This window comes from Lentilactobacillus parabuchneri DSM 5707 = NBRC 107865, assembly GCF_001435315.1.
Taxonomy (GTDB): Bacteria; Bacillota; Bacilli; order Lactobacillales; family Lactobacillaceae; genus Lentilactobacillus; species Lentilactobacillus parabuchneri.
The window spans coordinates 69,116-92,533 of record NZ_AZGK01000002.1; the positions used below are offsets into that span (position 1 = coordinate 69,116).

A 23,418-nucleotide genomic window follows, 5' to 3' on the forward strand; every position below is an offset into this window, starting at 1 on the left:
CTTAGGTTTGATTTTCATAACAAATGTACACGGTTACAAAATTTGATACAAAAGAGGAAATTAATCATGGCAATTAAAGATGATATTACCGGAATCCAACACGTTGGTATTCCATCAGTTGATTTGGACAAAACAATCGAATTTTACAAGTCACTTGGCTTTGAAGAAGCCGGCTTGTTCCATAATGGTGAAAACCGTTGCGCATTCATGCGTTTCGGCAACTTAACCATTGAAACATGGGAAGGCGACCCAACTGCTCGTAAGGCTGGTGCAATCAACCATATTTCATTGAACACACCAGACGTTGAAAAAGCATTTGCTGACGCCAAGGCCCAAGGATTACGAATGGTTAACGACGAAATCCAATCAATTCCTTCATTCTGGGATAAGGGGATCAAATTCTTCAACATCCTCGGCCCTAACGAAGAAACAATCGAGTTCTGCCAAATTCTTTAGTCCCCGTCGGATGATTTGTTTTTGAAATAACTCTCAAACTACCTGATGGGACTCGTGCCATCAGGTAGTTTGTTTTATAATGAACTTAACTAATTAATCTATTCTTGAGAGGAAGTACTATAATGGCTCATATTTCTTTTGATGGCTCAAAATTATCAAAGTTCGTTCACGATAATGAACTTGGCGAAATGCAGGCATTGGTGAACGCTGCTGACGACGAATTGCGTAAAGGAACAGGTGCCGGCAGTGATTTCCGTGACTGGCTGACGCTTCCTAAAGACTACGACAAAGAAGAATTTGCTCGGATTCAAGCTGCTGCTAAGCAGATCCAATCAGATTCAAAGGTACTGGTTGTTATTGGAATCGGGGGTTCATACCTGGGTGCCAAGATGGCCGTTGATTTCTTGAACGACACCTTCTTCAACTATCTGCCAGATGACCGCAGAAAGTTCCCTCAAGTGATGTTCGCTGGAAACTCATTGAGTTCTTCATACGTCTATGACTTGATCAATCTGATCGGCGACCGCGATTTCTCAGTTAACGTGATTTCCAAATCAGGAACCACCACGGAACCTTCAATTGCATTCCGAATCTTTAAGGAACGCCTCATTGAAAAATATGGTGCAGAAGGTGCCAAAAAGCGGATCTACGCCACAACTGACAAGGCTCACGGTGCTTTGCGCCAAGAAGCTGATGCCAGCGGCTACGAATCATTCATCATCCCAGACGGTATTGGTGGCCGATACTCCGTCTTAAGTCCCGTTGGCTTGCTGCCAATCGCCGTTTCCGGCGCCGACATCGAACAGTTAATGAAGGGTGCCGCAGATGCTTCTGATGAGTACACCGACCCTGATTTAACCAAGAACGAAGCTTACCAGTACGCTGCGTACCGAAACATTTTATACCGGAAGGGCTTTACCACCGAATTGCTGGAAAACTATGAGCCAAACATGATGTACTTCGCTGAATGGTGGAAGCAACTCATGGGGGAATCAGAAGGTAAGGATGAAAAGGGCATTTACCCATCATCAGCTAACTTCTCAACTGATTTGCATTCCCTTGGCCAATATATCCAAGAAGGCTTACGTAACTTGATGGAAACCGTTGTTAAGGTTGATAAGCCAAACCACGACGTTGACATTCCTAAAGAAGCCGACAATCTCGACGGTTTGAAGTATCTTGAGGGCCGCACCATGGACTACACCAACACGGAGGCCTTCCACGCCGTTGTTCTTGCCCACACAGATGGTAGCGTGCCAAACATGGCCGTCCACATTCCAGACCAAACGCCATACACGTTGGGCTACTTGATCTACTTCTTCGAGGTTGCAGTGGCAATTTCCGGTTACCTTAACGGTATCAACCCATTCAACCAACCAGGTGTTGAAGCATACAAGCAAAACATGTTCGCTTTGCTTGGCAAACCTGGATTTGAAGAAAAGGGTAAAGAACTTAAGAAACGAATTTAATTTGCTGAGTTATCCAAATACAAAACGCCCGCTGGCATCTCTGAGATGCGGCGGACGTTTTTGCTTTGAAATGTGTTTGACCAAATATTCGAGAATAACCGTATAATCAACTTATAATGAAAAATGGAGTGAATGCAGATGCTTAAATTAATCTCAGATCTATTGATTATTTTGGTCGCCATCGAAGCCCTCTTCATCATGGGACTGGAGATGTTTGGCAACCAATCCAAGCTGGCACAAAACGCGTTTCACGTTTCTGCCAACTACCTGGCGCAACCAGAGGCCAGGACAAGCATGGCCAATCAAGGGCTTTACAATGGCTTCATCGGGGTTGGCATTTTGCTTGGCCGATTTGCCTTCCCAGGGGATGCAGTCTACCCCACCCTGCTGCTGTTTATTAGCTTTGTCGTCGTTGCGGCAATTTTCGGAGCGCTCACTGCTAATAAGCAAATTTTGTTAACTCAAGGGGCACCCGCCATTGTTGCGCTGGTGCTGTTGATTTGGGCACATTAGGGACTGTTGGTGGTCAAAAATCTTGTTATTTAAGCCTCATTACACCGGCATCCCAAGAAAAGTGATTAAGGATAAAATAATGAGTCCCACTGAAATGAAAAAATTCCCAGAACCAGCTTATTGACTCGATGCCCTTTGATTTTTGTTGTTAGAAGAATAATAAAGGATAGAACGCTAATAGGTAAACTAAGCTCTAACAATAATGAATACCTCCTCAAAGTTTGAGTTCATTAAATCTCGATTTCTCCGTCTCTATAAAACTTTTCTTAAAACTAACATACCATTTTGTCGCTAATTTATCAGGGTAGATAAAAAATAGTTCTCCCATAAGAAAACCCCAGGGAAGAATCACCCTGAGGCCTTTTGTTGTTTTTATAATCCCTTATACGTCTAAAATCATCTTGTGATTAGTGTCGAATTTTCCTTAATGAAAAGTGAAGCTTTTACCATCTGCTCTTCTGTATCAGGGGATAGGGTAGTTTCCATAACTAGATCTTGACCATCCTGCTCAGATACTTTTAAAGCGTAATTATTCATGTCCAAAAAGAATGCAGTGGCCATAAATGCGATTCGCTTATTACCATCAAAGAAGACGTGTTTCTTGGTTATTTTTTGAAGTAGAAATGCGGCTTTAAGCCAAATGGTCGGATAAGCTTCTCGCCCGAAGAATTGTTGGCTAGGTTGTTGCGCAATGGCTTCTAATCCGTGCGGGTCTGCCACACCAAACGTTCCTTCTTGAGCCGCTTCAATTACTAATCGGTTGATTTCAATTAAATCGTCCTTAGTTAGATAATTCATAGGTTTTTCAATCTTTCCATCAAACCTGCGTTCTCAGCATAAAGACGGTCAAATCTTTTTTTAAATTCTGGACTGATTTTTGGGTCGGTGGTGATCTTAGATATTTCAATCTTATTAGTTGAGGGATTAAATAGCAATTCAACATCGTCACCGGCAGTTAAGTTCATGGCTTCTTTAAGTTTTTTAGTAATTCTAATGGCATCTGAATTACCGTTCGAAAAAACCTTGGTGGTCGTTTTGATATCTGATGAATTTTGCATAATAATGGCCCCTTTCCTGTATGTACATACTATATTTATGTACATACAATGTCAATAATTAATCTTTTAATCCGGACAGACTACCTTATGTTCAGATTCCACTGTTTTTTAAAAATATTTAAGCCTTGAAGTGTGCGGTTCAATGATTTTCATGATTGTAAACGACACCCGTAAAATGTAGAAATGGGGGTCACTTCATAATAGTGGTATGCAGTACCAGATGCACAGTTCCAAGAGTATCACGACAAACAAGTGTAAACTTTGTTTGCAGATATCTTCTCAGAACTTGAGGCCCGAATTGATTCATTTGAGAAGATTGGTGATGTAAAAAACTTCTTGTTTAAGCATTTTAATCAAGGCGAAAAAAATAATTTAACCCCATATTTATTCCCAATCAGTCCCTCTACAGCCACCTGATGCGATACAATAGTATTAAATCACATCATAAGGCAGGTAATTAACATGCAAGCAAGCGGCATTGCCCATCGAAAAATTGATGAATCCTTCATTGTTTATGACGGCGAAAATCAGAAAGCTGTCATGGACTTTTTAAAGCCGCTGGAAAGTCATATCACTAAGAAGAAAAATAAAATTCAGGTGATTACACAAAACGGCGCCACCTCCATCGAAGCGGATCAAGTCGTCGTCAAGGGCTATCAAGATCGCATTGAGATCTTTTCTCAACCGGATTTTCTAGAAACCTATGAGATTCAAGGGGAATAGCCACCGGAAGCCAAATCAAAAGGGACGCTCATGTGAGTGCCCCTTTTTCTGATTCTGCATTTACATAACCCGCTTCTCTTTGGCTGCCCGTCGATACAATACGACCGCCAAGAGGATAATCGCTAAAATAATCATCCCCAACGCAAACCGATAAGCAAAGTGCATCCCGGCCACAAACCAGTCCGGATGCGCGTCGGGGTATGTTGTCACCCGTCGGCCAGCCTGGCGACTGATTCCAAAGTACAGTAGAGACGTGGCCAAAGAAAGTCCAATCGTCATGCCAAAGTTGCGCCCCAATGCCGCGATCGATCCTGCAATTCCTTGAAACTCCGGTGACGCATTGCCCATGATCATCGGATTATTTTGAAAGGCCCCGTTTGCCGTTCCAAACAACGCCAGGCCAATGATGAGCCACCAAATTGACCAGGAAGGCTGAATCGAAAGAAAGATAACTTCTGGAATCAAGAAGATAAACAGGGCATAAAAAGAAACCTTTTCGGCGCCAATGTGATCGGCAATGTATCCGCCCGTGGGTGCGCTGAAAATATTGAGCAACGGCACTGCCATCAAGATAAGCCCTGCAATCGCTGACGACAATAATAATCGATCCTGCAAGTAAAATGGCATGATAACGTTATTGAAATAACCGCAAGCATAGACCAGCATTGCCGACAGAATACCAAACGTAAATCCAAGGTTATGAAATATTTTAAGGTTGATCAGTGGCGCAGCGACTCGCTGTTCAATCACGAAGAATGCTGCGAACAATCCAATCGTCACTACCAGCAAGCTCAAAATTCGCCAATCGCCAAAGCCAATCATTTGCCCCCAAAAGATCATCACAAAGAAGCTAATCACAGCACCAGCGTAAGTCGAAAAACCGGGAACATCAACTTGAATTTTTCGCGTTGAGCGGGGTGTCCGTGGAAAGAAATGATGACCCAATAAATATGCGATAATCCCAATTGGAACGTTGATATAAAATATGTAATGCCAATTTAACCACGTCAAAATAAGCCCGCCAATTCCCGGGCCGGCGATGTTTCCCACCTGAACAAACGAACTATTAACCCCTAAAGCAATCCCATGCCGATGGGGCGGAAAAATATCGGTGATGATCCCAAAATTAGTGGCCATCGTCATCGATGCCCCCAAGGCTTGGAGTAACCGGGCGCCCAAAATCATGGGTAAATTCAGACTTAACCCGCAAAACAGCGAGCCGGTGACAAAGATCAGTGTCCCCGTCTGAAAGATCCGAACCCGGCCAATTTGATCTGACAATCTGCCAAAGAAAATGAGCAAGACACAAATTGATACCAAATAAACCGAAACAACCCATTCCGCCTGATTATTGGGAACGTGCAAATCCCGTGACATTTTAGGGACAGCAATATTTACAATACTGGCATCGATTGTCGACATAAAGGACACAATCGACGTCGACATCAATAAGAGCCATTGATTCTGCTGTTTCATGTGATTTCCCTCTAACTCCTAGACAATTTGGTGGCCGACAATAATATGGCGGTTGGCCGCTTCACCATCTTCCGGCTTATCCAACAGCAGTTGAACTGCCGACTTGCCCATTTCCCCGGGATGAATGTCCACTGAATGAAAATGCGTATCGGTAAGCTCGGCAGGTAATGAATTGTTATAACCCAGTACCTCAATGTCTTTATCAGGGTAAATCATTTTGAAACGGTGGTACATCTTGAGACCGCTATAATCGTCGATAGCAACGATTCCGTCCATCTGTGGGTGATCCTTTATAAACTGGTCGGGAACGGCGTCATCGGCGTCAGGAATCGAAAAGACAATCGGTTGTTTGCCAGCTTGATTAATTGCGTCCAAATACCCTTTTCGCCGGTCAATTTCAAACGGCCAATCATTATGGGTTTGAACGAATACTGGATTTTGTGCGTGAAACTCATTAATCAAAAAATTGGCACCGTCAAAACCGGCTTTAACATTGTCGTTATCAACATAAAGCCAATCCTGCCCCGCCGCTGGTTTTCCGATAGTGACAAAGTCCACGTCTTCATTTTGGAGCATCTCGATCACTGGGTCATTTTGGTGTGAGTACAGCAAAATAAAATGTTTAATTTGAGCCCGGGTGATCATTGATTTAACGTTATCAATAACCTGTTCGGTACTGTCGCCAATTGCGATTGACAGGACATAGTTGCGCTGATTCAATTGGGCGTTCATCCCCCGTAAAATGCCGACGTAAAAGATGTTGTCGACGACCCGATTATTGACCGGGAAAACAACTCCGACGGTGTTCGCTTCACGGTTGGTCAGATTTTTAGCATTATAGTTAGGCTGATACCCCAGCTTTTCCGCCATTTGATGAACGTTTCTGCGAGTCTTGATGCTGATGCGTTTATTGTCATTGAGTGCCCGTGATACGGTCGAAACCGACAGGCCTAGTCTCTTTGCGATGTCTCGAATTGTAACCATTTGTACCTGCCTCCCCTCTCCTAAATTTTACCCTTTTTCGGTTGCGATCTGATTAAAGTTTTGTATCAATTATTAATATTGAAGCGTACGACTAGATTTTGCCAGTGTTATGTGATAATTTCAACATATGAGGTGATTATGGACATGAAAAAAAGCAAATCATTAGCCGCTATTTTAGTGGTCGTTGCAAGCTTTGCACTGGTATTGGCAGGCTGCAGCAGTTCCTCAAACAAAGGAACTTCAAAAAATGACAGCAGTAAGGCCAGCATGCAAAACGCGGTTCAACACAAGTCTGCAAAGGAAGTGCTGACTTCAAATAAGAATCTATGGTACATGAACGGCTCGATCAATTATAAGAGCAAGTCGGGAATTGATGCTTACAGATTTAATCGCAAGAACCACACTGTCACGATTTATAGCGTTAATAAAATGTATAAGACTTATGATCAAGCCAAGAAGGCTAATGATTTGGATAAGCAAGGAACACTGAAGTACGCGTTTAAAAATAACTCGGACAACAATCCAGTTATCTATATGAAGGGGAAATTGTCAGATATCCCGATGCACCAAACCGTTTCGGTAAAGGATACCGTGTCTGGCAAGAACCACGATGCAAACTTGAGTGTGACCGGCTATAAGGTCGTCCGCAATCTGGATGACGACCCGGCAACACAGGTATGGGTAACGCCGAAAAATTAGAGAGTGCGGAGCAAACCGTTTAACTTTCGAGCATTAATTGAATCATCAGTTTTGACGCGTTATCGCGTCGAAAGTGGTGATTGGATTAAGCGGAGAAAGTTGGTTTGCACAGCACGTTTAGTGCGGAGCAAACCGTTTAACTACTAGACGCTGCACTTCGTTTGCGGTCGTCGGAGCATTAATTGAATCATCAGTTTTGACGCGTTATCGCGTCAAAAGTGGTGATTGGATTAAGCGGAGAAAGTTGGTTCGTGGAGCACGTTTAGTGNCGTTATCGCGTCGAAAGTGGTGATTGGATTAAGCGGAGAAAGTTGGTTTGCACAGCACGTTTAGTGCGGAGCAAACCGTTTAACTACTAGACGCTGCACTTCGTTTGCGGTCGTCGGAGCATTAATTGAATCATCAGTTTTGACGCGTTATCGCGTCAAAAGTGGTGATTGGATTAAGCGGAGAAAGTTGGTTCGTGGAGCACGTTTAGTGCGGAGCAAACCGTTTAACTACTAGACGCTGCACTTTGTTTGCGGTCGTCGCCCACAGGACTAAACGCTACACTCCGTTTGCGGTCGTCGGCGCATTATTGAATCGAATACTTCAGCCGAGAGCACAATGCTCCCGGCTTTTTTTACGCGCACGATTCCTCACTATGATATCATGAAATCGTCTATTCAAAGAGGAGATAATTGAAATATGAAGGATCAAAAGCTTTTAAGAAACGCTACGCGAACTTTCTTTCACAATTGGGGTGCCTACGTCAGTTTGCTCATCGTCATTAACCTTTTATTGAGTATAATTGTCGTTCCAATCATGGAATTCATGACAAGTGTGATTTTAAAATCAAATGGTGTACCTTACATTTCATATACGAATGCCGTCTGGCTGCTCACGCAAAAACCACTTGCAATCCTCGAACTCCTGCTATTATTAATTGCCATTTTTGCATTGGTCTTTTGGCAATTTGCCTTCATCCTTTATGGGATTGACAATATTGCCCTTCAGCAGAACATGACGCTTTGGCAAGTTTGCAAAAGCGCGCTTTCAAACATGCGACGTCTTCGAATCGGCAGCTTTTTATTCTTTATCGGCTACTTTATTTTAATTCTGCCACTCTCATTTGTGTACCTGAATTCTCCGTTGCTGGCAAAAGCCACCATTCCGGTCTTTATCCTCGATGATCTTGAAAAAAATCCACTGATCGCAATTCTCCTTGCCGTGCTTGGTCTACTGATCTTTTACCTTGGACTTAGATTGATCCAGGTGTTGCCACTCATGATTATTCACCAACAACGGGGCTTTCAAGCCGCTCGAAATAGTTGGCAGTTAACCCGCCACAACGGCTGGCAGTATCTCTGGCGAATTTTCCTACTTGGCATTATCAGCTTTCTTTCAACAGCCATCGTTTCATATGGCCTTTACTTCCTCCAAAAATTTCTGGATACGCAATCCAAACTGGTTGCCTTTATTGGTGCGGTTACGAATATGGGCCTACTCACTGTCTGGCAACGACTTGTCGCCTCGTTTAGCATGGTTGTTTTCATGCTGATTTTGCTAATGGTGTTGGATCAATCACACTGGAAGCGAAACACCTTACTGACACGTTTGCCGAAAAAGAGTCGGGTTAAAAGACGCTGGGTTGGGGCAATTTTAATCGGGTTGTTCTTATTCGCCGGAATTTCTTATAATGTCGTTTACCTTAAAGGCGCTTTGTTCAGCCAACCGGTCACCATTTCCCACCGGGGCGTTGATGACGGAAACGGCGTTCAAAACACCATTCCAGCCCTCAACCGAACCAGCCGGGAAAAGCCCGATTACGTTGAAATGGACCTTCATGAAACCAAAGATCACCAGTTCGTCGTCATGCACGATGAAAATTTGGCTAAATTAACCGGCGTCAACGCTGCTCCTTATCAGTTAACGTTGGGCCAAATTACCAAGCTAAAGGCCCGTGAGAATGGCCATCAAGCTTATATCCCGAGCTTTGACGCGTACTTAAAGGCTGCAGAACACGACCATCAAAAATTATTGGTTGAAATCAAAACCACTTCTTATGATAGCAAGAACATGTTGCAATTATTTATCAATCGGTATGAAAAACGGCTTTTACGAGACCATGATCACGTCCATTCACTGGACTATCACGTCATTATGGGGCTCAAAAAGCACGCCCCTCGATTATTCGTCAGCTATATCTTACCTTACAATTTTTCGTTTCCTGAAACGAAAGCCAATGCCTACACCATGGAAGAAACCACGCTTAATCAGCAATTTGTCGGCGAGGCGCATCTTCATCGCCAACAAGTGTACGCTTGGACCGTTGACGACCAGCCGCACATGACACGGATGTTATTTCTAAATGTTGACGGAATTATCACCGACAATTTAACAGAATTGAAGGCCACCATTCGTTCAACCTTTGACCACCCGTCGTATGCGCAACGTTTACTCATTTACTCCAATGAATTACAAGATGTTAATAATTAACCCGAATACTAAAAAAGAACCCCAGCCGAGGTTCTTTTTTAGTATTTACGGAAATTAGGCCAAGGAATCCCAAGCCGGCAATTCGATTGGTGCTTGTTCAAGCAATGCCTGCTGATCCTCTGACAGGTACTTTTTGTGGACAACCACCTCATAGACATAATCATCCATCCAATCGTCGTTCATGGTAAAGTAACCTTTTTCTCCGTTCTTGTCGCCCCAGGAATTTTCAACTTTCCATTTGGTCGGTGTATCACCGTTTAAGTCGACACCAGTAAAGGTCATGGCATGAGATACTGCGGCTTGATGATACTTCAACCGGGTTGCTTTGTCCATTTCTAAATCGGTATCAAATAGTTCTGAATAGCGGTACAAGTGGCTATCCAAAAGCCCTTTTTTGCGGTCCATTTGCTCGAGGACATCGTTTCCAAACCACACCGTTTCACCGTCTTTAAGCTGGGCAATGGTGGCTTGTTTGAGCGTACTCATGGGTAAATTTAAAAATTCGATTTGTTTTCCGCCAGCCACGTTGTTTTGGCTCGGCAGTGAATAGAGCTTGTTGTAGGCTTTTTCCGGTGAATTCGACACCACCACATAATCGTCAAGGTCAACGCCAAAGTATTGATCGTAAAACGCTTTGGGGGATAAACCCGAAATTTTGTGGTACTTTTTGTCATCATCTCGATAAGCAAAATCAACTGTCGTGGGTGGCTCCCCAAAGGAGTAGGCCGTGATTCGATACACGGCGCTTAACATTTGTTTTCGAGCCGCATTAATTTCGTCATCGGATTTGCCATCGTGAATCATCTCACGGAGCTTGGCGGCGTCAATCCGGAGCTTGCGGTTCATTACCGTGTCAAAGGCCCCGGTATTCTCAACATTGGCGGTTTCTGGAAAATCGCTCACCGGCACGACGCCATACTTTTGAACCAGGGCAGCTGCCATGGCCCACTGGCCACCGTCATCGCCGGGAAAGCTCAAATAAGCTTCAACTTCTCGGTCATCGGCTGGTCGACTGGCTGTGGCAATCATCCGGTCATAAAAGATATTCGCCCGTTCAATTTTGTCCCAGAAAAATAAATACTTCTGCGATAAATTAAAATCCTTAACCTGATACTTCTTGGCAAATTGATGGCGTAACGTATTCACCAGCGAAAATAACCAGCAACGGCCACTTTGTTTTTGATTGGTCACCGTTCCGGTTTGTAAATCGACTGAGAACACCGGGTTTAATCGAACTTGGGCCTCTGGATCCTGGGCCGCTTGATTAATGCCGTTTTGGGTAATGATTTTAGAAAGGACGTCGCTTTTTGGTGCATCCTTAAATTCTTGATGTAACTGGGTTATATCTTCTGTTGTTAATTGATGGTTATCTTCTGTCATTGTAGACATCCCTCCTCACAAAAAATGATTGATCATTTTGCAGTTAAATTCGTTTCTTTAATTTTGGCGTGACCAAATATGCGATCAAAGCCCCAACCAATCCTTGAATCAAATTAGTACCTATCCCGATGTAGCCGGCATACAGATTGTAGAGCACCGAATCGGCCACAAAGTAGCCCACCACCATAATGGCAATTCCAACCGACACCGCGATGAGTTTGGTCCATTTGCGATCGGCGTTCTTACCCGCAATTAAGCCAACAATCAAGCCTTCTGCGCCATGGACAATGAGTGAAAACCACATGTACTGACCGTATCCGGAAATCAGATCCAGCAAGAATCCACTGGCCCCACCGACAACGCCACCAACTTTTGGTCCTAATAAAATAGCACTAATAAAGATTCCCGCATCACACAGATTGATATTTCCGTGAGTCATGGGAACCGGAATAATGAAGAACCGGCTGATTGCGACGGTAACCGCGATAAACATGGCCGTCAGTACCACCTTAAAAATGTCACTGCTGACCTTTCCTCCAACACTTTTTCGATCCATTATTGCTGTCCTCCCAATACATAATCTTCTTTATTTGCTGCCGTAAAATCATACATTGCCCGCTGACCACCAATCAGTTTAGGCCGTGATGATAGGCAAACCACGTTAGCCGCCCCGACCTTTTTATTGGTCATTCTAACCGGAATCTGAACGTATTTGACATGCATCCCAATCTCCGTGCCACCAATATCAATTCCGCCAAATGCGGTGATGTGCTCAACTTCAACCGGATCATCCATCCTCTCGTAGGCTGCAACTTGAGTGCCGCCGCCTGCGTGGATGGCCGGGACAACCGACACAATTTCCAGATTGTGCTGCTCAGCAACTGATCGTTCAACCAGAAGTGCCCGGTTAATGTGCTCGCAGCCTTGAATCGCCCAGTGAAGATTTCTGGGAAGTAAAAATTCCTCCAACGTTGAAACGACAGCCTTGCCAATATCCAATCGGGAGTTAGTTCCCAACCAATCACCCGAAATGGCGCTGGTACTGCAGCCAACGACAAAAAGTCCGTTTTTTGGAAACTGAACCTTGTCAAAATACTCAGTTAAGACATCTGATAAATCATGTTTGACCGTTGCTATATCCATCATTTACACTTCTTCCCCTGCTTGTCCTAACGTAAACTTTGCGACATCATACAATGTTTTGGTTAAATTCAACCCAAATTTGTGCTGAATGGTTGGTGCTTTACTGGTTAACCGAACTGCCTCATAGACACCATCAATCGACTTTTGAATCGCCATATCAAAATCCAAGTTGAGGTTTAAGTAACCAATCAGGAGTGCCGAAAATACGTCGCCAGTTCCATAAAAGTGACCATGAAGCCATTTCGACCCAACCCATTTGAGCTGACCATCACGCATATAAACACAACCAATGCCTTCATCTCGCAAAACGCCGGTCACAATCACCCGCGCCTTAGACTGGGTCTTCTCTTGACACTTTTTGATGGCGTGAACTAGTCGATCGTCATCGGCGTCAGATACCAATTTTTCACCGCTTAATAAACTCAGTTCCGTGATATTTGGCGTCATCAACGTGGCGACTTCCACCAGGTGTTTGATGCTTGCCAGGTAGGCATCGTCAAAGCCTTCGTACATCTGTCCCCGGTCACCTAAAACCGGATCAATTAGCAGCGTCGTTAAATTCGATTTTGAACAGTAGTCGTACAACAAGTCAGCTGTACTGGATTTTCCGACGTAGCCGACGATCGCTGACTTGAATATCAAATCATCCAGCCCATTCCAGTGACCGGTTGCTCGCCTCAAAAAGCCATCGGTGGTCAGAGTGGTTGGCCGACCAAACCCCTCCGTCTGAGTAGATAAAATCTCTGTCGGTAACGTGGCGGTCTGACTGCCAAAAGCCGACAAAATCGCAAGCGCAGCGGTTGCCGACAGTCGACCAACCGCAGAAAAATCTTCGGCAATTAGTATACTCGACTTGATAATCATCATCCTTCCAGTCATGATGCGTTACAAACATTGTACCCTATTAACGATCTAAAAGTTAGTAGCTTACACATTAAATGTAACAAGTTCTCATCAAAAGTAGTTTAAGTATAACAAGAATTTTCAAAGAAACAATGGACAGTTTCTTTTTAGTGTCGAACTCGCCGATAACTCTGTTATAGTAGACCTGTAATGACATAGAGAAATTAGGAAAGCGTGATTATCATGAACTTTTCCACTAAAAATAGTCTGACGACCCTGGCGCAAACATTTATTATGGGGTCCATTGATGCTTATACCTTTCAAAATTTTCACGGCTCATTTGTGAGCGCCCAGACCGGAAATCTGGTGGTCTTTGCCTATGAATGGGCAACCAAGGGATGGCATACGGCCTATATTCGCGTGCCGGTATTGCTGGGATTTTTACTTGGGGCGTTTATCTCTCAAGCCTGTAAACACATTAAGCTCGATACGGATCGGCGCTTTAACGTCTTTTTGCTCTTCAGCATTCTGTTTCTTGGACTTTTAGGCTTGTCGACCCTGAACCATTTATCGATGCTGACGATGCTCTTTTGCCTCGGCCTATTTTCGGGCTATGAACTGACCGTCTTTAACAAAATCGGCAGTACCAGCGTCAATAACGGGATCATGACCGGAAACTTGAAGAATTTTTCCAACAACGTTTATGAGGGGATCTTCAGCCATGATCGGACGGCGATGATCAAAGCCGGCAGGTTTCTCAGTGGTATCTTGATGTTTATTTTGGGGATCGTCTTCAGTGCCTACGTTCTCCATGCGGCTGGTGATAAAGTCTTTGCGGCCGCAATTATCATCAATGTGGTTTTACTGGCGATTATCTATATCGACTTCAAACGAACACATCATCAGCCAACAATTAATTGACATCCCATTGAATTTGAGTTAAATTAAAAAGCAATTAGAAAACTTACGAAATATCAAGCTATGAGGAGAAGAGTAGCCACTCGGATCGATTTCAGAAAGCCTGGCAGATGAGAGCAGGTATCGAAATGACGGTGAAGATGAGCTCCAAAGGGCATTGTTCCGTTCACGCGGAATAATCGGTAGGAACCGTTAACTTCCCGGGTATCAATGGGTACCGTTGAGGCGTTGTTTGCAAAAGCAACGCGAATAAGGGTGGTAACGCGAGCATTCGTCCCTTGATTGTCAATATGACAGTCAGGGGACGAATGCTTTTTTCGTAAGTGAAACTTTGCCAAATTTTAGGAGGATCTTCAAATGACAAATTCAATCGTTCAAACTAAATTTCCGTATCGTTATGATGTTGTTGGGAGCTTATTAAGAACACAAACCCTCAAGGATGCCCACGCCAAATTTAAAGCCGGCCAAATTACTGCCGCCGAGCTTCAACAAGTCCAACACAACGAAACCAGGAAAATTGTTGCCAAACAAGTTGACCTTGGACTCAAGGACATCACTGACGGCGAGTTTAACCGTAGTTGGTGGCACCTTGATTTTCTTTGGGGATTAACCGGCGTTGATAAATATGACTACCATAAGAGCTACAAATTCCATGGCAGCAAGACCCGTACCGATAATGCCGAATTATCCGGCAAGGTGGCCTTCAACCCCGACCACCCATTTTTTGAAAGCTTCCAGTTTCTTCAATCAATTACACCAGACGGGATCACACCAAAGCAAACCATCCCTTCACCAACCATGCTCTTCCGCGACAACCGCAGCGATAACTGGCCAAAGTTCTATGACACCTGGGATCAATATTTAGCCGACGTTGCCAAGGCATACCACGAAACCATTTTGCATTTCTACGAACTTGGTGCCCGCTACATTCAACTCGACGACACCACCTGGGCATTTCTAATTAGCAAGCTCCACGAAACCGCCGATGATCCGGATGCCCATGCCAAATATATCAAGTTGGCTGAAGACTCCGTCAAAGTCATCAATCAACTTCTTGAAGACTTACCTGCCGATTTAACCGTGACGACTCACATTTGTCGGGGAAACTTCAAATCAACCTTTCTATTTTCCGGCGGCTACGATGGGATTGCCGACTACCTCGGTCAGCTAAATTACAACGGCCTTTTTCTTGAGTACGACAGCGAGCGGGCCGGTGACTTCACGCCACTTGATAGGATCTGGAATGGCGACAAGAACAAGCGGATTGTTCTGGGATTAATTACGTCCAAGGCACCAAAATTAGAGGATAAAGATGCCGTCATTAATCGTATCAACCAAGCCAGTGCCAAAGTACCACTTGAAAACCTTGCACTTTCAACTCAGTGCGGCTTTGCTTCAACTGAGGAAGGCAATAAGCTGACCGAGCAGGAACAGTGGGCTAAGTTAAAGCTCGTTCGAGACATTGCCGAAGAAGTTTGGAACGTCGATTAAGCTGCTCATATCCGAAAAGAGGGATTCTCATGGATAAATCTACGCAAAAAAGCAATCGGACACAGACCGTTTATAATCACGAGACCCATTGGCTTGGGCTGGCCCTCGGACTGGGCTTTGGCCTAGCAATTGATGCCTTATCCGGATTTAAAACCGGGACGTTCTTCACATTTGTGGGGATTGTCTTGGGAATGAGCGGCTTGTTGGATTTTAAGAAAAAATGATCAGGTCCCTTCAAGCTGTCCGTTGTTGTCGGCTGGATCAATAAGGCATATACTTTTACCAATATCTTTCAGTAAAAAAGGAATGATCAACATGCTGGCTTGGATTAGTCTGCAACACAGCATTATAGAATTCAACGCACTTCAGTCATAGTCGAAACTTGGCACGCTACCAAACGGACCGGTACTAAATACCCCGTCTGGCCGTGCTCACCGTAACTGGAGTGCGTTATCATGAAAAACAAATATCCAAGTACCATCGCGAAAGGCTACACATACACATTTTTTTCTTTCTTTGGGATTACTTCACTGTGGGTCATCTACCTTCAGATGCAAGGATTAACCCTCGTTGAAATTGGTCTTTGTGAGAGTATCTTTCACGTGGCCAGCTTTCTCTTCGAAGTTCCGTCAGGTGTCTTGGCGGATCGATTTTCGTATCGCTTTTCCCTGTTTTGGGGCAGAATCGCAGCGATTTTATCAGCGGTTATTATTTTGATGGCCGATAGTTTTTGGCTGTTTGCGTTAAGTTTTGTCCTTAGCGCGCTTTCTTACAACCTCCAATCAGGGACGATTGACGCGTTGATGTATGACTCGTTGGTGGCACCAAAGCTTACTGATAGATTCCCAAAAGTGATTAGTAATCTCAATGTCGCCATTGAATTTTCCCAAACCTCCGGAGTCGTTATTGCCGGCTTTCTGGTTCACTGGCACTTTGAGCTGACCTACGTTGTAGCAATTATAATTGGTGTATTTGGCTTGATTACCGTTTTGTTAATGCAAGAGCCTAGGATTCCCAAATCAGTGGAGACCCCGGAACAAACCATCCGGACAATTGTAATCATGGCCTATCGCACCTTAAAAAACAACCGTCAACTTCGTGGCTTGATGGGCTTTCAGGCGCTCTTTGACGGTGTCTGTACCAGTTATTTTTTCTACTTTCAATCGTTAATGGAAACGCACCATTTCTCTGGCACCCTCATTTCACTACTGATGGTCATCTCAGCGGGAATGGATATAATCGGAATCAAATTGACTCCCTGGATCCAAAAACGATTGTCAAAATCAACTCTGGTCATGAGTTTAAGCGCTGCGCTCGTCTGCTTATTACTACTGAGCTGGTTTAACTGGATTCCGGGATTGACCGTCCTGTTTTTAACCTCGCAATTACTGGGCGCCTTAATTGAGCCAATTTTTAGCAGTTATTACAATGAACTCATTGACTCAGAGCAGCGGGCAACCCTGCTGAGCGTTGCGAGCGTTTTGTTTTCAGCTTCAATGATTGTCTTATTCCCACTCATTGGCTGGCTGGTTCAAACTTGGACGTTTTCCATGGGATTTGGTATTATCGGCTGCATCATTTTACTTTTATTAATCTTAAATAAATTCAAATTGAATTTTGCAAACTAAAAGGATGGTTCAAGAAGTCGTACACAAGCGATTTCTTGGACCATCCTTTTTGATTTGAGTTTTTAATTAACAATGACTTTACGATTTTAGGAGTGCTTCTCCTTTAGCATGGTCAACACGGCGTTCGCTTTCTGGCATCATACTGCCGCCAGTTGCCCAAACAATATGAGTGGCGTTTTCCGAATTGAAATCAGGCACTTCTGTAATTGCCCGTTCAATGGCGGTAAAGCCTGCAGCAGCTGATGGTTCAACGGTTATATGCTCGGTATCCATTAACTGGGCCTCGTATTTGTAAATTGTGGGGTCTTGGAAAGTCGTGCTGCCAAATAAAAGGGTTCGCATAACTTTGCCGGCAATTCGAGAGGGCCTTCCAACGGCCAAACCATCGGCAGCAGTCTTGCCATCTAAGCCAATATCAAAGACTGAAATCTCGTTGTTCAGCTTGGTCATCATCCCCAAAGTCACTGACGGCACGTGGGTCGGCTCACAGAAAATGGCATGAATATTTTCGCCAATAATTGTTTTCAGCCCAAACGTAACGCCACTTGGGCTTCCGCCAACGCCGGCTGGTAAATAAACAACAACCGGATGGTTCTGATCGACTTTAATATTTAAATCATCAAGTTGTTTTTTCAGGCGAACACCCGCGACTGCATAACCAATGAACAGGTCTCGGGACCCCTCGTCGTCAATGAAATGAATCTGATCATCTTTGGCCGCGGCTTCCCGGGCCTTTGGAATAACAGATGAAAAATCAGTGTCCAACTCAACGACATTCACACCACTAGCCCTTAACTTGGCCTTTTTCCATTCCTTGGCATCCCGCGACATATAAACGGTTGTCTTGAAACCAAATGTTGAGGCCGCAATCCCGACGCTTAACGCCAAATTCCCCGTTGAGGCAACCATGACACCATACTGGGCAAAAAGTTGCTTATACTTGGGTGATCGTAAAATTGCATAGTTATCAGTCGGCTTGAGGTCGCCCTTTGTCAAAGCCACGTGTTCAGCAAATTTCAGCACTTCATAGATACCACCACGGGATTTAATTGATCCAGAGATTGGCAGTTGACTATCGGCCTTCAAAAAAAGGCTGCCAGCGATAGCCGTTTGATGATCCTGATTAAATAACTGCTTCATCTTGTCCAATCTAATCAGTGGCGACTCAATGATGCCATGCATATTAGCAGTTTCGGGAAAGGCCGCCTCAATGAAGGGCGCAAAACGATCCCAGCGGGCAACTGCATCAAATATCTCTTCTTTAGAAAAAGGGAGGTCAGCAGATTTCCCATAGTCTGGATTCTTCCAAAAAATCGGCTTTTTAGCCATCATTTCTTTTACTTGTGGATACTGGTCGGTCAAGGTCTGTGTATTATCCATATCCGGTTATCTCCTAAAATTTAATTGCTGGTCATATTGTAGCCCTAATCAATAACGCTGATTGACTGACCCGACAACCTTTACCAAGGTTTAACCATGCTGGCAATTCCGCGTCACATTAAATACAAATAAAACTTATCATCTCCATGATAGGTTACTCATTGACTTGATTGGCACTTGGAGCGTTATTTTTAATGTTTTCGGGCACCTTAAACACCTTAACGCGGTTAACGTTGGTATAAGTTCCATCAATTTGTTCAGAAATTGACTTCTTAGACTTTTTATCCTGATACTGCATATAAATAAAAGTGCTCTGTGGCAAGTGCGTCTTGTTGTCTAACGTGTACTTATAGGTAAACTTCGTAATCTTAACGTTCTGAAGGGCATTTTTTGTGCTTTCACTATGGTTGGCTTCCGCCAAAATGATCTTCTTGGCAACCATCGAGCCCAGTTTGCCAGCCCCAGTATAAGACAGAACATCTGATGTTTTGGTCTTCTGCAGCTTGAGGTCATTTTTTAAATAATCCATCGCCCTGACAGTTGCACTGGCAGTCATTTGGCGGCGGACACTTTTAATCAATGGACTATTCTTTGGCAAGACCTGCTTGGACCAATTATTATCAGCGTGAATATAAACGGTCCGCCCCTCAATGAAGTAGTCGTAATTTTTGACCAAACCACTGACATTATTTAACTTAGCTTGAACAACCATCGGCTTTAAATGAAATTTGGCCGTGATTTTTCCCGTGTTCGTTTTATTATTTTGGGTATTTTTGGTTACCAAAACAACGTTGCCAGACTTCAGTTTCTTGGCAGCCTTTTGCGCCTGATTAACCACCTTCACGGCTTCAGTCGGTTTGGTCTTATTTGATTGATGTGATGAGCACCCCGTCAGTAAAAGTCCAAGAACTGCTACAAAAGCAATTGTTATCTTCTTCATCATATTTCTCCTTGAATAAATTCATTAAACCAAGCTAAATACAGACCACAGCACAACATAAGCGCCTGTCACAACTGTCAAAGACAACCAATGCGCACGCAAAACTCGCTTAACGGCCGTTGCCCATTTCGAAAAATAGTAATGAGACTTCTTCTTTCGTGTGACCTGAATAATCTGAAACGCCATCATTGTCGCACAATATATCAAAATAATGTAACTCATGATAAATAACAGGTCAATGGCAATTCCCCGCCAATTACGGCTAAGGGTCACGAGGGTTAACTGCCAAAGATAAGATCCAAGAATGCCGAAGTAAAGAAAGCCGGGAATCGCGATGGCTAATCTTGAAGAGAAAACGGTGAAAACAACGTATACCAATAACAGTAATCCGCCTCTCAGCAGTCCTGCAAGCAAACGGCCATCATTAATTGAAAAAGAGATCTTGATTGCCTGGCTCTTAAAAATTGAAGAAGCCACAAAAAATGCGGCCATCCCCCATAAAATAAAGATAATATAAGTGGATCGGCGTAATTTTAAGTTATCCAGCAAACCAGTCCCTCCTACTCCAATTGATTAATTCACTTAGTCCACCACAATCATTACTTCCGGCTTCCAGGACTTGGCAGTTTTATCAGGTACGACATATAAGCCATAGTGACCATTCACAGAACTATCCGCCGCACTGGAAACGTGGCTGGAAATAATAGAAGCGTAATATTTCAGTGCATTTGTTGTTTTATGCTTTGCCCAAAAAGCGTAGTACCCCGTCATTGTCTTGGGATCTACCTGTTTGACCGTAAAGCTGGTGGTCTTGGGATTGGAAATCCCCGCTTTTTCGGCGGCATCTCGGGTGCTGACATCCTGAGTAGCTAAAATTTTAGCCATCGCATCCAGCTTTTGATCTGAGACATCTTTAGTCAAATTGGCAGCCACCTGATCACTGATCAACTTTTGAAACTGGGACTGCGGCAAACTCGCCAGCGTCGTCAAATTATCCTGGAAGAACTGTAACGAGCGTTCAGACGAAAGATTCACAATCGACTTGGAAGCCGCGTTCTGTGAGGGATTAACACCCTTGGTTAAATAACCCCGCCAAATGAAGCCATCTGAGGCATTCCCATAGTTATAAACTTCATAGTAAACGTGCTTTTTGGTCCCATTTTGCATCACGACACTATTTTTAACGTACCAAGTTGTATTGGGGTAATTCTTGAGATTATGCAGTCGCTTGGTGTGGGTAGCATTCCACAAATATACCGGACTATTGGACTTGGCATGGTACGCCACCGCATGATTACGACTGAGGACTTTCGTCCAAACATAAGTCGATGAAGCAGTCGCTGCGGTATTCGCTGTCGCAATCAAATTGGTGTTTCCTGAAACTGGAAGACTCGTTGCGGCCACAAACCCAACCGTCATCAACGCGAGTAATAATAACTTTTTCATTGTGTTTTCCTCCTATGTACTAGCCAATTAATTATATCAGAAAACATCCCTAAAATATGGCCTATGTTAATTATATACGTAAAAATGCCCGCTAATTTTTTAGCAGGCATTTTTTTCAAATTGTTAACTTATTTACTTCTGATAGCTCAATCCTCTGCGTAGTCGTTTCCAAAATGACGTATCATCGGTCTGTAAAATCAAGCCTTCATAGATCTGGCCAATGTACCAGGTCAATAACCCAATGCTGACAACTAAGATGGCTAAGGAAATTGAAATCTCCATCCCACTGGCGTTGTCGTTAATAATTCTCATCGGCATAAAATAAGAAGAGAAAAACGGAACGTAAGACAAAATTTTGGCAATTAAGGCGTCAGAATTACTTTGAAACGGCATCGTCAAGAAGAAGGCAATCATACTCAAATAAATTGCCGGCTGGGCCGCCTTGGGTGCATCCTCTGCTTTGGCAACCAGCGCCCCGCTGAACGCCGAAATAATCGTGTAGATAATGACCCCTAAGAAGACAAATAACAGGTTGACGTTTAACATATTGCCGATAATCGCGTTCACCAATGACCGGTTATCAACGATGATCGTTTTGATGTTGTCAAGATGCATGGCAATCTGAAAGAAGCCGTAACCCCCGACAAGGTATACAAGAATCTGTGTCAAAATGACACCAAAGACGCCCAAAATTTTGCCAACAAAATATTTAGAGGCTTTGGTACTGGAAAAGATAATCTCCATCACTTTGGTCCCCTTCTCTGACGCAATTTCCTGGGCAGTCACTGACGAATAAGTAACTAAAATCATGTAAATCATGAAGACCAGAATCCAAAATGACGCAATCTTGGCAAAATTGGCGCCACTATCAGACTTCTTGATTTGCGCTTTAAATGACGGCTGCACTGCTAACGACTTCATCTGCTTGGCACTTAACTTGGCATTGGCTAAATTAAGTTGCTGCTGGGTTTGCGAAAGGAATACGTTAATTTTTGTTTTCATGCCGCCGCCCAGTGAATCAGTCGAATGATAGGTCCCGGTCACTTGGCGCTTATCAGAGGACAATACCAAGTAGCCGGCAAGCTTGTTGTCGTTAACGGCCTTTTGAGCCGCTGCCGTTGTTGTTACAGTCGTTTTAACGTCATCCCGATTTGCTTTAATAAATTGTTGGCGTAATGTTGGGTTATCTGAAACGACCGCAATCCGCTGTTGATCCGAACTGGAGGTTGCACTGGTGTAACCAATTCCAAGCGAAATCGCCAGCAAAATGAACGGCGACAGCACCAACACGATAAAACTCCAGGACTTGACCTGTCTAAGGTAGGTTTCCATGGCGACAATTAATGTTTTATTCATTGGTCATCCCCACTTTCATTCTGAAAATTTCATCCAGTGTTGGTGGCTGCTGACTGAATTCTTCAATATATCGACCCGCTGTCAACTTTTCGAACACTTCAGGCCCCGCACTGGGATCATCTACCCGCAATAAAAATCGTTTGCCACGAATATTTTGAACCATGGTAACGTGCGGTAGTTGACGTAATTGATCAGAAGTCCAGTCGGTTGTGACATAAATTTCTGATTTACCAAACTGGTCGCGGACTTCGCTGATCGTTCCATTTAAAACCATTTCACCCGTCCGAAGCATGACGAGTCGATCACAAACGGCTTCGACATTTCCCATATCATGACTGGAAAAAATAATGGCTGCGCCAAGGTCACGGGCCTCAAGAATTGCTTGTTTTAACAAATCCGCATTCACCGGATCCAATCCGCTAAAGGGCTCATCTAAAATAATCAATTTGGGCCGATGAATCAGCGTCACGATGAGCTGAACTTTCTGTTGATTTCCTTTTGAGAGATCTTTAATCTTGTCAGACTTCTTGCCCTTAACCGCAAACTTCTTCAACCAATCGTCAATCTGGGGCCGAATCACTTTGGCAGGCTGATTTTTTAATCGTGCCAAATAAACAATTTGCTGTTCAATTGTCAGCTTGGGCATCAAGCTGCGTTCTTCTGGCAGATAACCAATTGAATCAAAGTCAGCTTCTGAAATGGGCTGGCCATTCCAGCGAATCTCACCATCATATTTTAAAAAGTTGAGAATACTGTGAAAAGTCGTCGATTTGCCGGATCCGTTTTGGCCGATCAACCCGGTAATCTGTCCGTCCGGAACATTAAAACTCACGTCGTTGAGGGCTTCGACACTACCAAATTGTTTGTGGAGATGGTCGATTGTAAGCATGCAAGTAGCCTCCTTTGTTATCGCTTATCATACCATACGTGAAACTTTTTAAAAATAATTTGATTTATCGCTGAATCCGTTACCATCGTTAGTCCTATTGGAATTTGGCAACATTAATAATTTTCAATGATGACTCATAATATTTTAA

The 23,418-nt window shown here is 43.8% G+C and carries 24 protein-coding genes; 10 read left to right on the top strand and 14 right to left on the bottom strand.

What is annotated here, in order from left to right; translation table 11 throughout:
* The first annotated feature begins 66 nt into the window (after nt 1-66).
* The 3 genes from FC51_RS02860 to FC51_RS02870 all read left to right on the top strand — a co-directional run bounded on the left by FC51_RS02860 (nt 67) and on the right by FC51_RS02870 (nt 2,438).
* Nucleotides 67-456 (top strand): VOC family protein, encoded by a 390-nt coding sequence (locus FC51_RS02860; RefSeq protein WP_057909858.1) that lies wholly within the window; start codon nt 67-69, stop codon nt 454-456.
* Between the two features lie 122 nt (nt 457-578).
* Nucleotides 579-1,925: a glucose-6-phosphate isomerase gene (locus FC51_RS02865; protein WP_057909857.1), complete on the top strand. Its 1,347-nt coding sequence runs from the start codon at nt 579-581 to the stop codon at nt 1,923-1,925.
* Between the two features lie 138 nt (nt 1,926-2,063).
* The gene (locus tag FC51_RS02870) at nt 2,064-2,438 is read left to right on the top strand and encodes a DUF1304 domain-containing protein (RefSeq protein WP_057909856.1); all 375 of its coding nucleotides are present in this window, start codon (nt 2,064-2,066) and stop codon (nt 2,436-2,438) included.
* A 396-nt stretch (nt 2,439-2,834) separates the two neighbouring features.
* Here the strand turns inward: FC51_RS02870 and FC51_RS02875 are convergent, their stop codons facing one another.
* Nucleotides 2,835-3,236, bottom strand: a complete 402-nt coding sequence (locus tag FC51_RS02875) for a type II toxin-antitoxin system death-on-curing family toxin (RefSeq protein WP_057909855.1) — start codon at nt 3,234-3,236, stop codon at nt 2,835-2,837.
* Entirely contained in the window at nt 3,233-3,496 is a 264-nt protein-coding gene (locus FC51_RS02880; RefSeq protein ID WP_057909854.1) for an AbrB/MazE/SpoVT family DNA-binding domain-containing protein, read from the bottom strand. Before FC51_RS02880 ends, FC51_RS02875 begins: the two co-directional genes overlap by 4 nt.
* A gap of 462 nt (nt 3,497-3,958) precedes the next feature.
* Between FC51_RS02880 and FC51_RS02885 the strand changes: the two genes are divergently transcribed.
* Entirely contained in the window at nt 3,959-4,219 is a 261-nt protein-coding gene (locus tag FC51_RS02885) for a hypothetical protein (RefSeq protein ID WP_057909853.1), read from the top strand.
* A 60-nt stretch (nt 4,220-4,279) separates the two neighbouring features.
* On the opposite strand, the gene FC51_RS02890 is transcribed toward FC51_RS02885, so the two are convergent.
* Together FC51_RS02890 and FC51_RS02895 are read right to left on the bottom strand one after the other, a co-directional pair.
* The gene (locus FC51_RS02890; protein ID WP_057909852.1) at nt 4,280-5,695 is read right to left on the bottom strand and encodes an MFS transporter; all 1,416 of its coding nucleotides are present in this window, start codon (nt 5,693-5,695) and stop codon (nt 4,280-4,282) included.
* Nucleotides 5,696-5,713: 18 nt separating this feature from the next.
* Nucleotides 5,714-6,679 (bottom strand): LacI family DNA-binding transcriptional regulator, encoded by a 966-nt coding sequence (locus FC51_RS02895; protein ID WP_057911141.1) that lies wholly within the window; start codon nt 6,677-6,679, stop codon nt 5,714-5,716.
* A gap of 144 nt (nt 6,680-6,823) precedes the next feature.
* Between FC51_RS02895 and FC51_RS02900 the strand changes: the two genes are divergently transcribed.
* Nucleotides 6,824-7,378 carry a putative periplasmic lipoprotein gene (locus FC51_RS02900; protein ID WP_171031852.1) on the top strand — a complete coding sequence of 185 codons (555 nt, stop codon included), beginning with the start codon at nt 6,824-6,826 and terminating at the stop codon, nt 7,376-7,378.
* Nucleotides 7,379-8,065: 687 nt separating this feature from the next.
* Entirely contained in the window at nt 8,066-9,856 is a 1,791-nt protein-coding gene (locus tag FC51_RS02905) for a glycerophosphoryl diester phosphodiesterase membrane domain-containing protein (RefSeq protein WP_057909849.1), read from the top strand.
* A 54-nt stretch (nt 9,857-9,910) separates the two neighbouring features.
* Here FC51_RS02905 and FC51_RS02910 read toward each other — a convergent pair whose 3' ends face one another.
* The 4 genes from FC51_RS02910 to FC51_RS02925 are packed head-to-tail and all read right to left on the bottom strand — an operon-like array spanning nt 9,911 to nt 13,246.
* Nucleotides 9,911-11,236 carry a C1 family peptidase gene (locus tag FC51_RS02910; RefSeq protein ID WP_057909848.1) on the bottom strand — a complete coding sequence of 442 codons (1,326 nt, stop codon included), beginning with the start codon at nt 11,234-11,236 and terminating at the stop codon, nt 9,911-9,913.
* 43 nt (nt 11,237-11,279) lie between these two features.
* Entirely contained in the window at nt 11,280-11,792 is a 513-nt protein-coding gene (locus FC51_RS02915; protein ID WP_057909847.1) for an ECF transporter S component, read from the bottom strand.
* Entirely contained in the window at nt 11,792-12,379 is a 588-nt protein-coding gene (locus tag FC51_RS02920; protein WP_057909894.1) for a TIGR01440 family protein, read from the bottom strand. The genes FC51_RS02915 and FC51_RS02920 overlap by 1 nt, the downstream gene beginning before the upstream one ends.
* 3 nt (nt 12,380-12,382) lie before the next feature.
* Complete coding sequence (locus FC51_RS02925; RefSeq protein ID WP_057909846.1) at nt 12,383-13,246, bottom strand: PfkB family carbohydrate kinase; 864 nt, start codon at nt 13,244-13,246, stop codon at nt 12,383-12,385.
* 219 nt (nt 13,247-13,465) lie between these two features.
* Between FC51_RS02925 and FC51_RS02930 the strand changes: the two genes are divergently transcribed.
* The 4 genes from FC51_RS02930 to FC51_RS02945 all read left to right on the top strand — a co-directional run bounded on the left by FC51_RS02930 (nt 13,466) and on the right by FC51_RS02945 (nt 17,259).
* A complete protein-coding gene (locus FC51_RS02930) occupies nt 13,466-14,143 on the top strand; it encodes a YoaK family protein (RefSeq protein ID WP_057909845.1) in 678 nt (225 codons plus the stop codon).
* 354 nt (nt 14,144-14,497) lie between these two features.
* Nucleotides 14,498-15,631, top strand: coding sequence for a vitamin B12 independent methionine synthase (locus FC51_RS02935; RefSeq protein ID WP_057909844.1), 1,134 nt, complete (start codon nt 14,498-14,500; stop codon nt 15,629-15,631).
* A 29-nt stretch (nt 15,632-15,660) separates the two neighbouring features.
* Nucleotides 15,661-15,855: a hypothetical protein gene (locus tag FC51_RS02940; protein WP_057909843.1), complete on the top strand. Its 195-nt coding sequence runs from the start codon at nt 15,661-15,663 to the stop codon at nt 15,853-15,855.
* Between the two features lie 231 nt (nt 15,856-16,086).
* Nucleotides 16,087-17,259 carry an MFS transporter gene (locus tag FC51_RS02945; RefSeq protein WP_057909842.1) on the top strand — a complete coding sequence of 391 codons (1,173 nt, stop codon included), beginning with the start codon at nt 16,087-16,089 and terminating at the stop codon, nt 17,257-17,259.
* Between the two features lie 78 nt (nt 17,260-17,337).
* Here the strand turns inward: FC51_RS02945 and FC51_RS02950 are convergent, their stop codons facing one another.
* The 6 genes from FC51_RS02950 to FC51_RS02975 form a co-directional block, all read right to left on the bottom strand.
* Entirely contained in the window at nt 17,338-18,639 is a 1,302-nt protein-coding gene (locus FC51_RS02950; RefSeq protein ID WP_057909841.1) for a D-serine ammonia-lyase, read from the bottom strand.
* A 154-nt stretch (nt 18,640-18,793) separates the two neighbouring features.
* Nucleotides 18,794-19,579 carry a DUF6612 family protein gene (locus FC51_RS02955; protein ID WP_057909840.1) on the bottom strand — a complete coding sequence of 262 codons (786 nt, stop codon included), beginning with the start codon at nt 19,577-19,579 and terminating at the stop codon, nt 18,794-18,796.
* 24 nt (nt 19,580-19,603) lie between these two features.
* Nucleotides 19,604-20,128 carry a hypothetical protein gene (locus tag FC51_RS02960; protein WP_057909839.1) on the bottom strand — a complete coding sequence of 175 codons (525 nt, stop codon included), beginning with the start codon at nt 20,126-20,128 and terminating at the stop codon, nt 19,604-19,606.
* Nucleotides 20,129-20,161: 33 nt separating this feature from the next.
* Nucleotides 20,162-21,025, bottom strand: coding sequence for a hypothetical protein (locus tag FC51_RS02965; RefSeq protein WP_057909838.1), 864 nt, complete (start codon nt 21,023-21,025; stop codon nt 20,162-20,164).
* Nucleotides 21,026-21,157: 132 nt separating this feature from the next.
* Nucleotides 21,158-22,381: an ABC transporter permease gene (locus FC51_RS02970; protein ID WP_057909837.1), complete on the bottom strand. Its 1,224-nt coding sequence runs from the start codon at nt 22,379-22,381 to the stop codon at nt 21,158-21,160.
* Nucleotides 22,374-23,270 (bottom strand): ABC transporter ATP-binding protein, encoded by an 897-nt coding sequence (locus FC51_RS02975; RefSeq protein WP_057909836.1) that lies wholly within the window; start codon nt 23,268-23,270, stop codon nt 22,374-22,376. Before FC51_RS02975 ends, FC51_RS02970 begins: the two co-directional genes overlap by 8 nt.
* Nucleotides 23,271-23,418 lie beyond the last annotated feature (148 nt).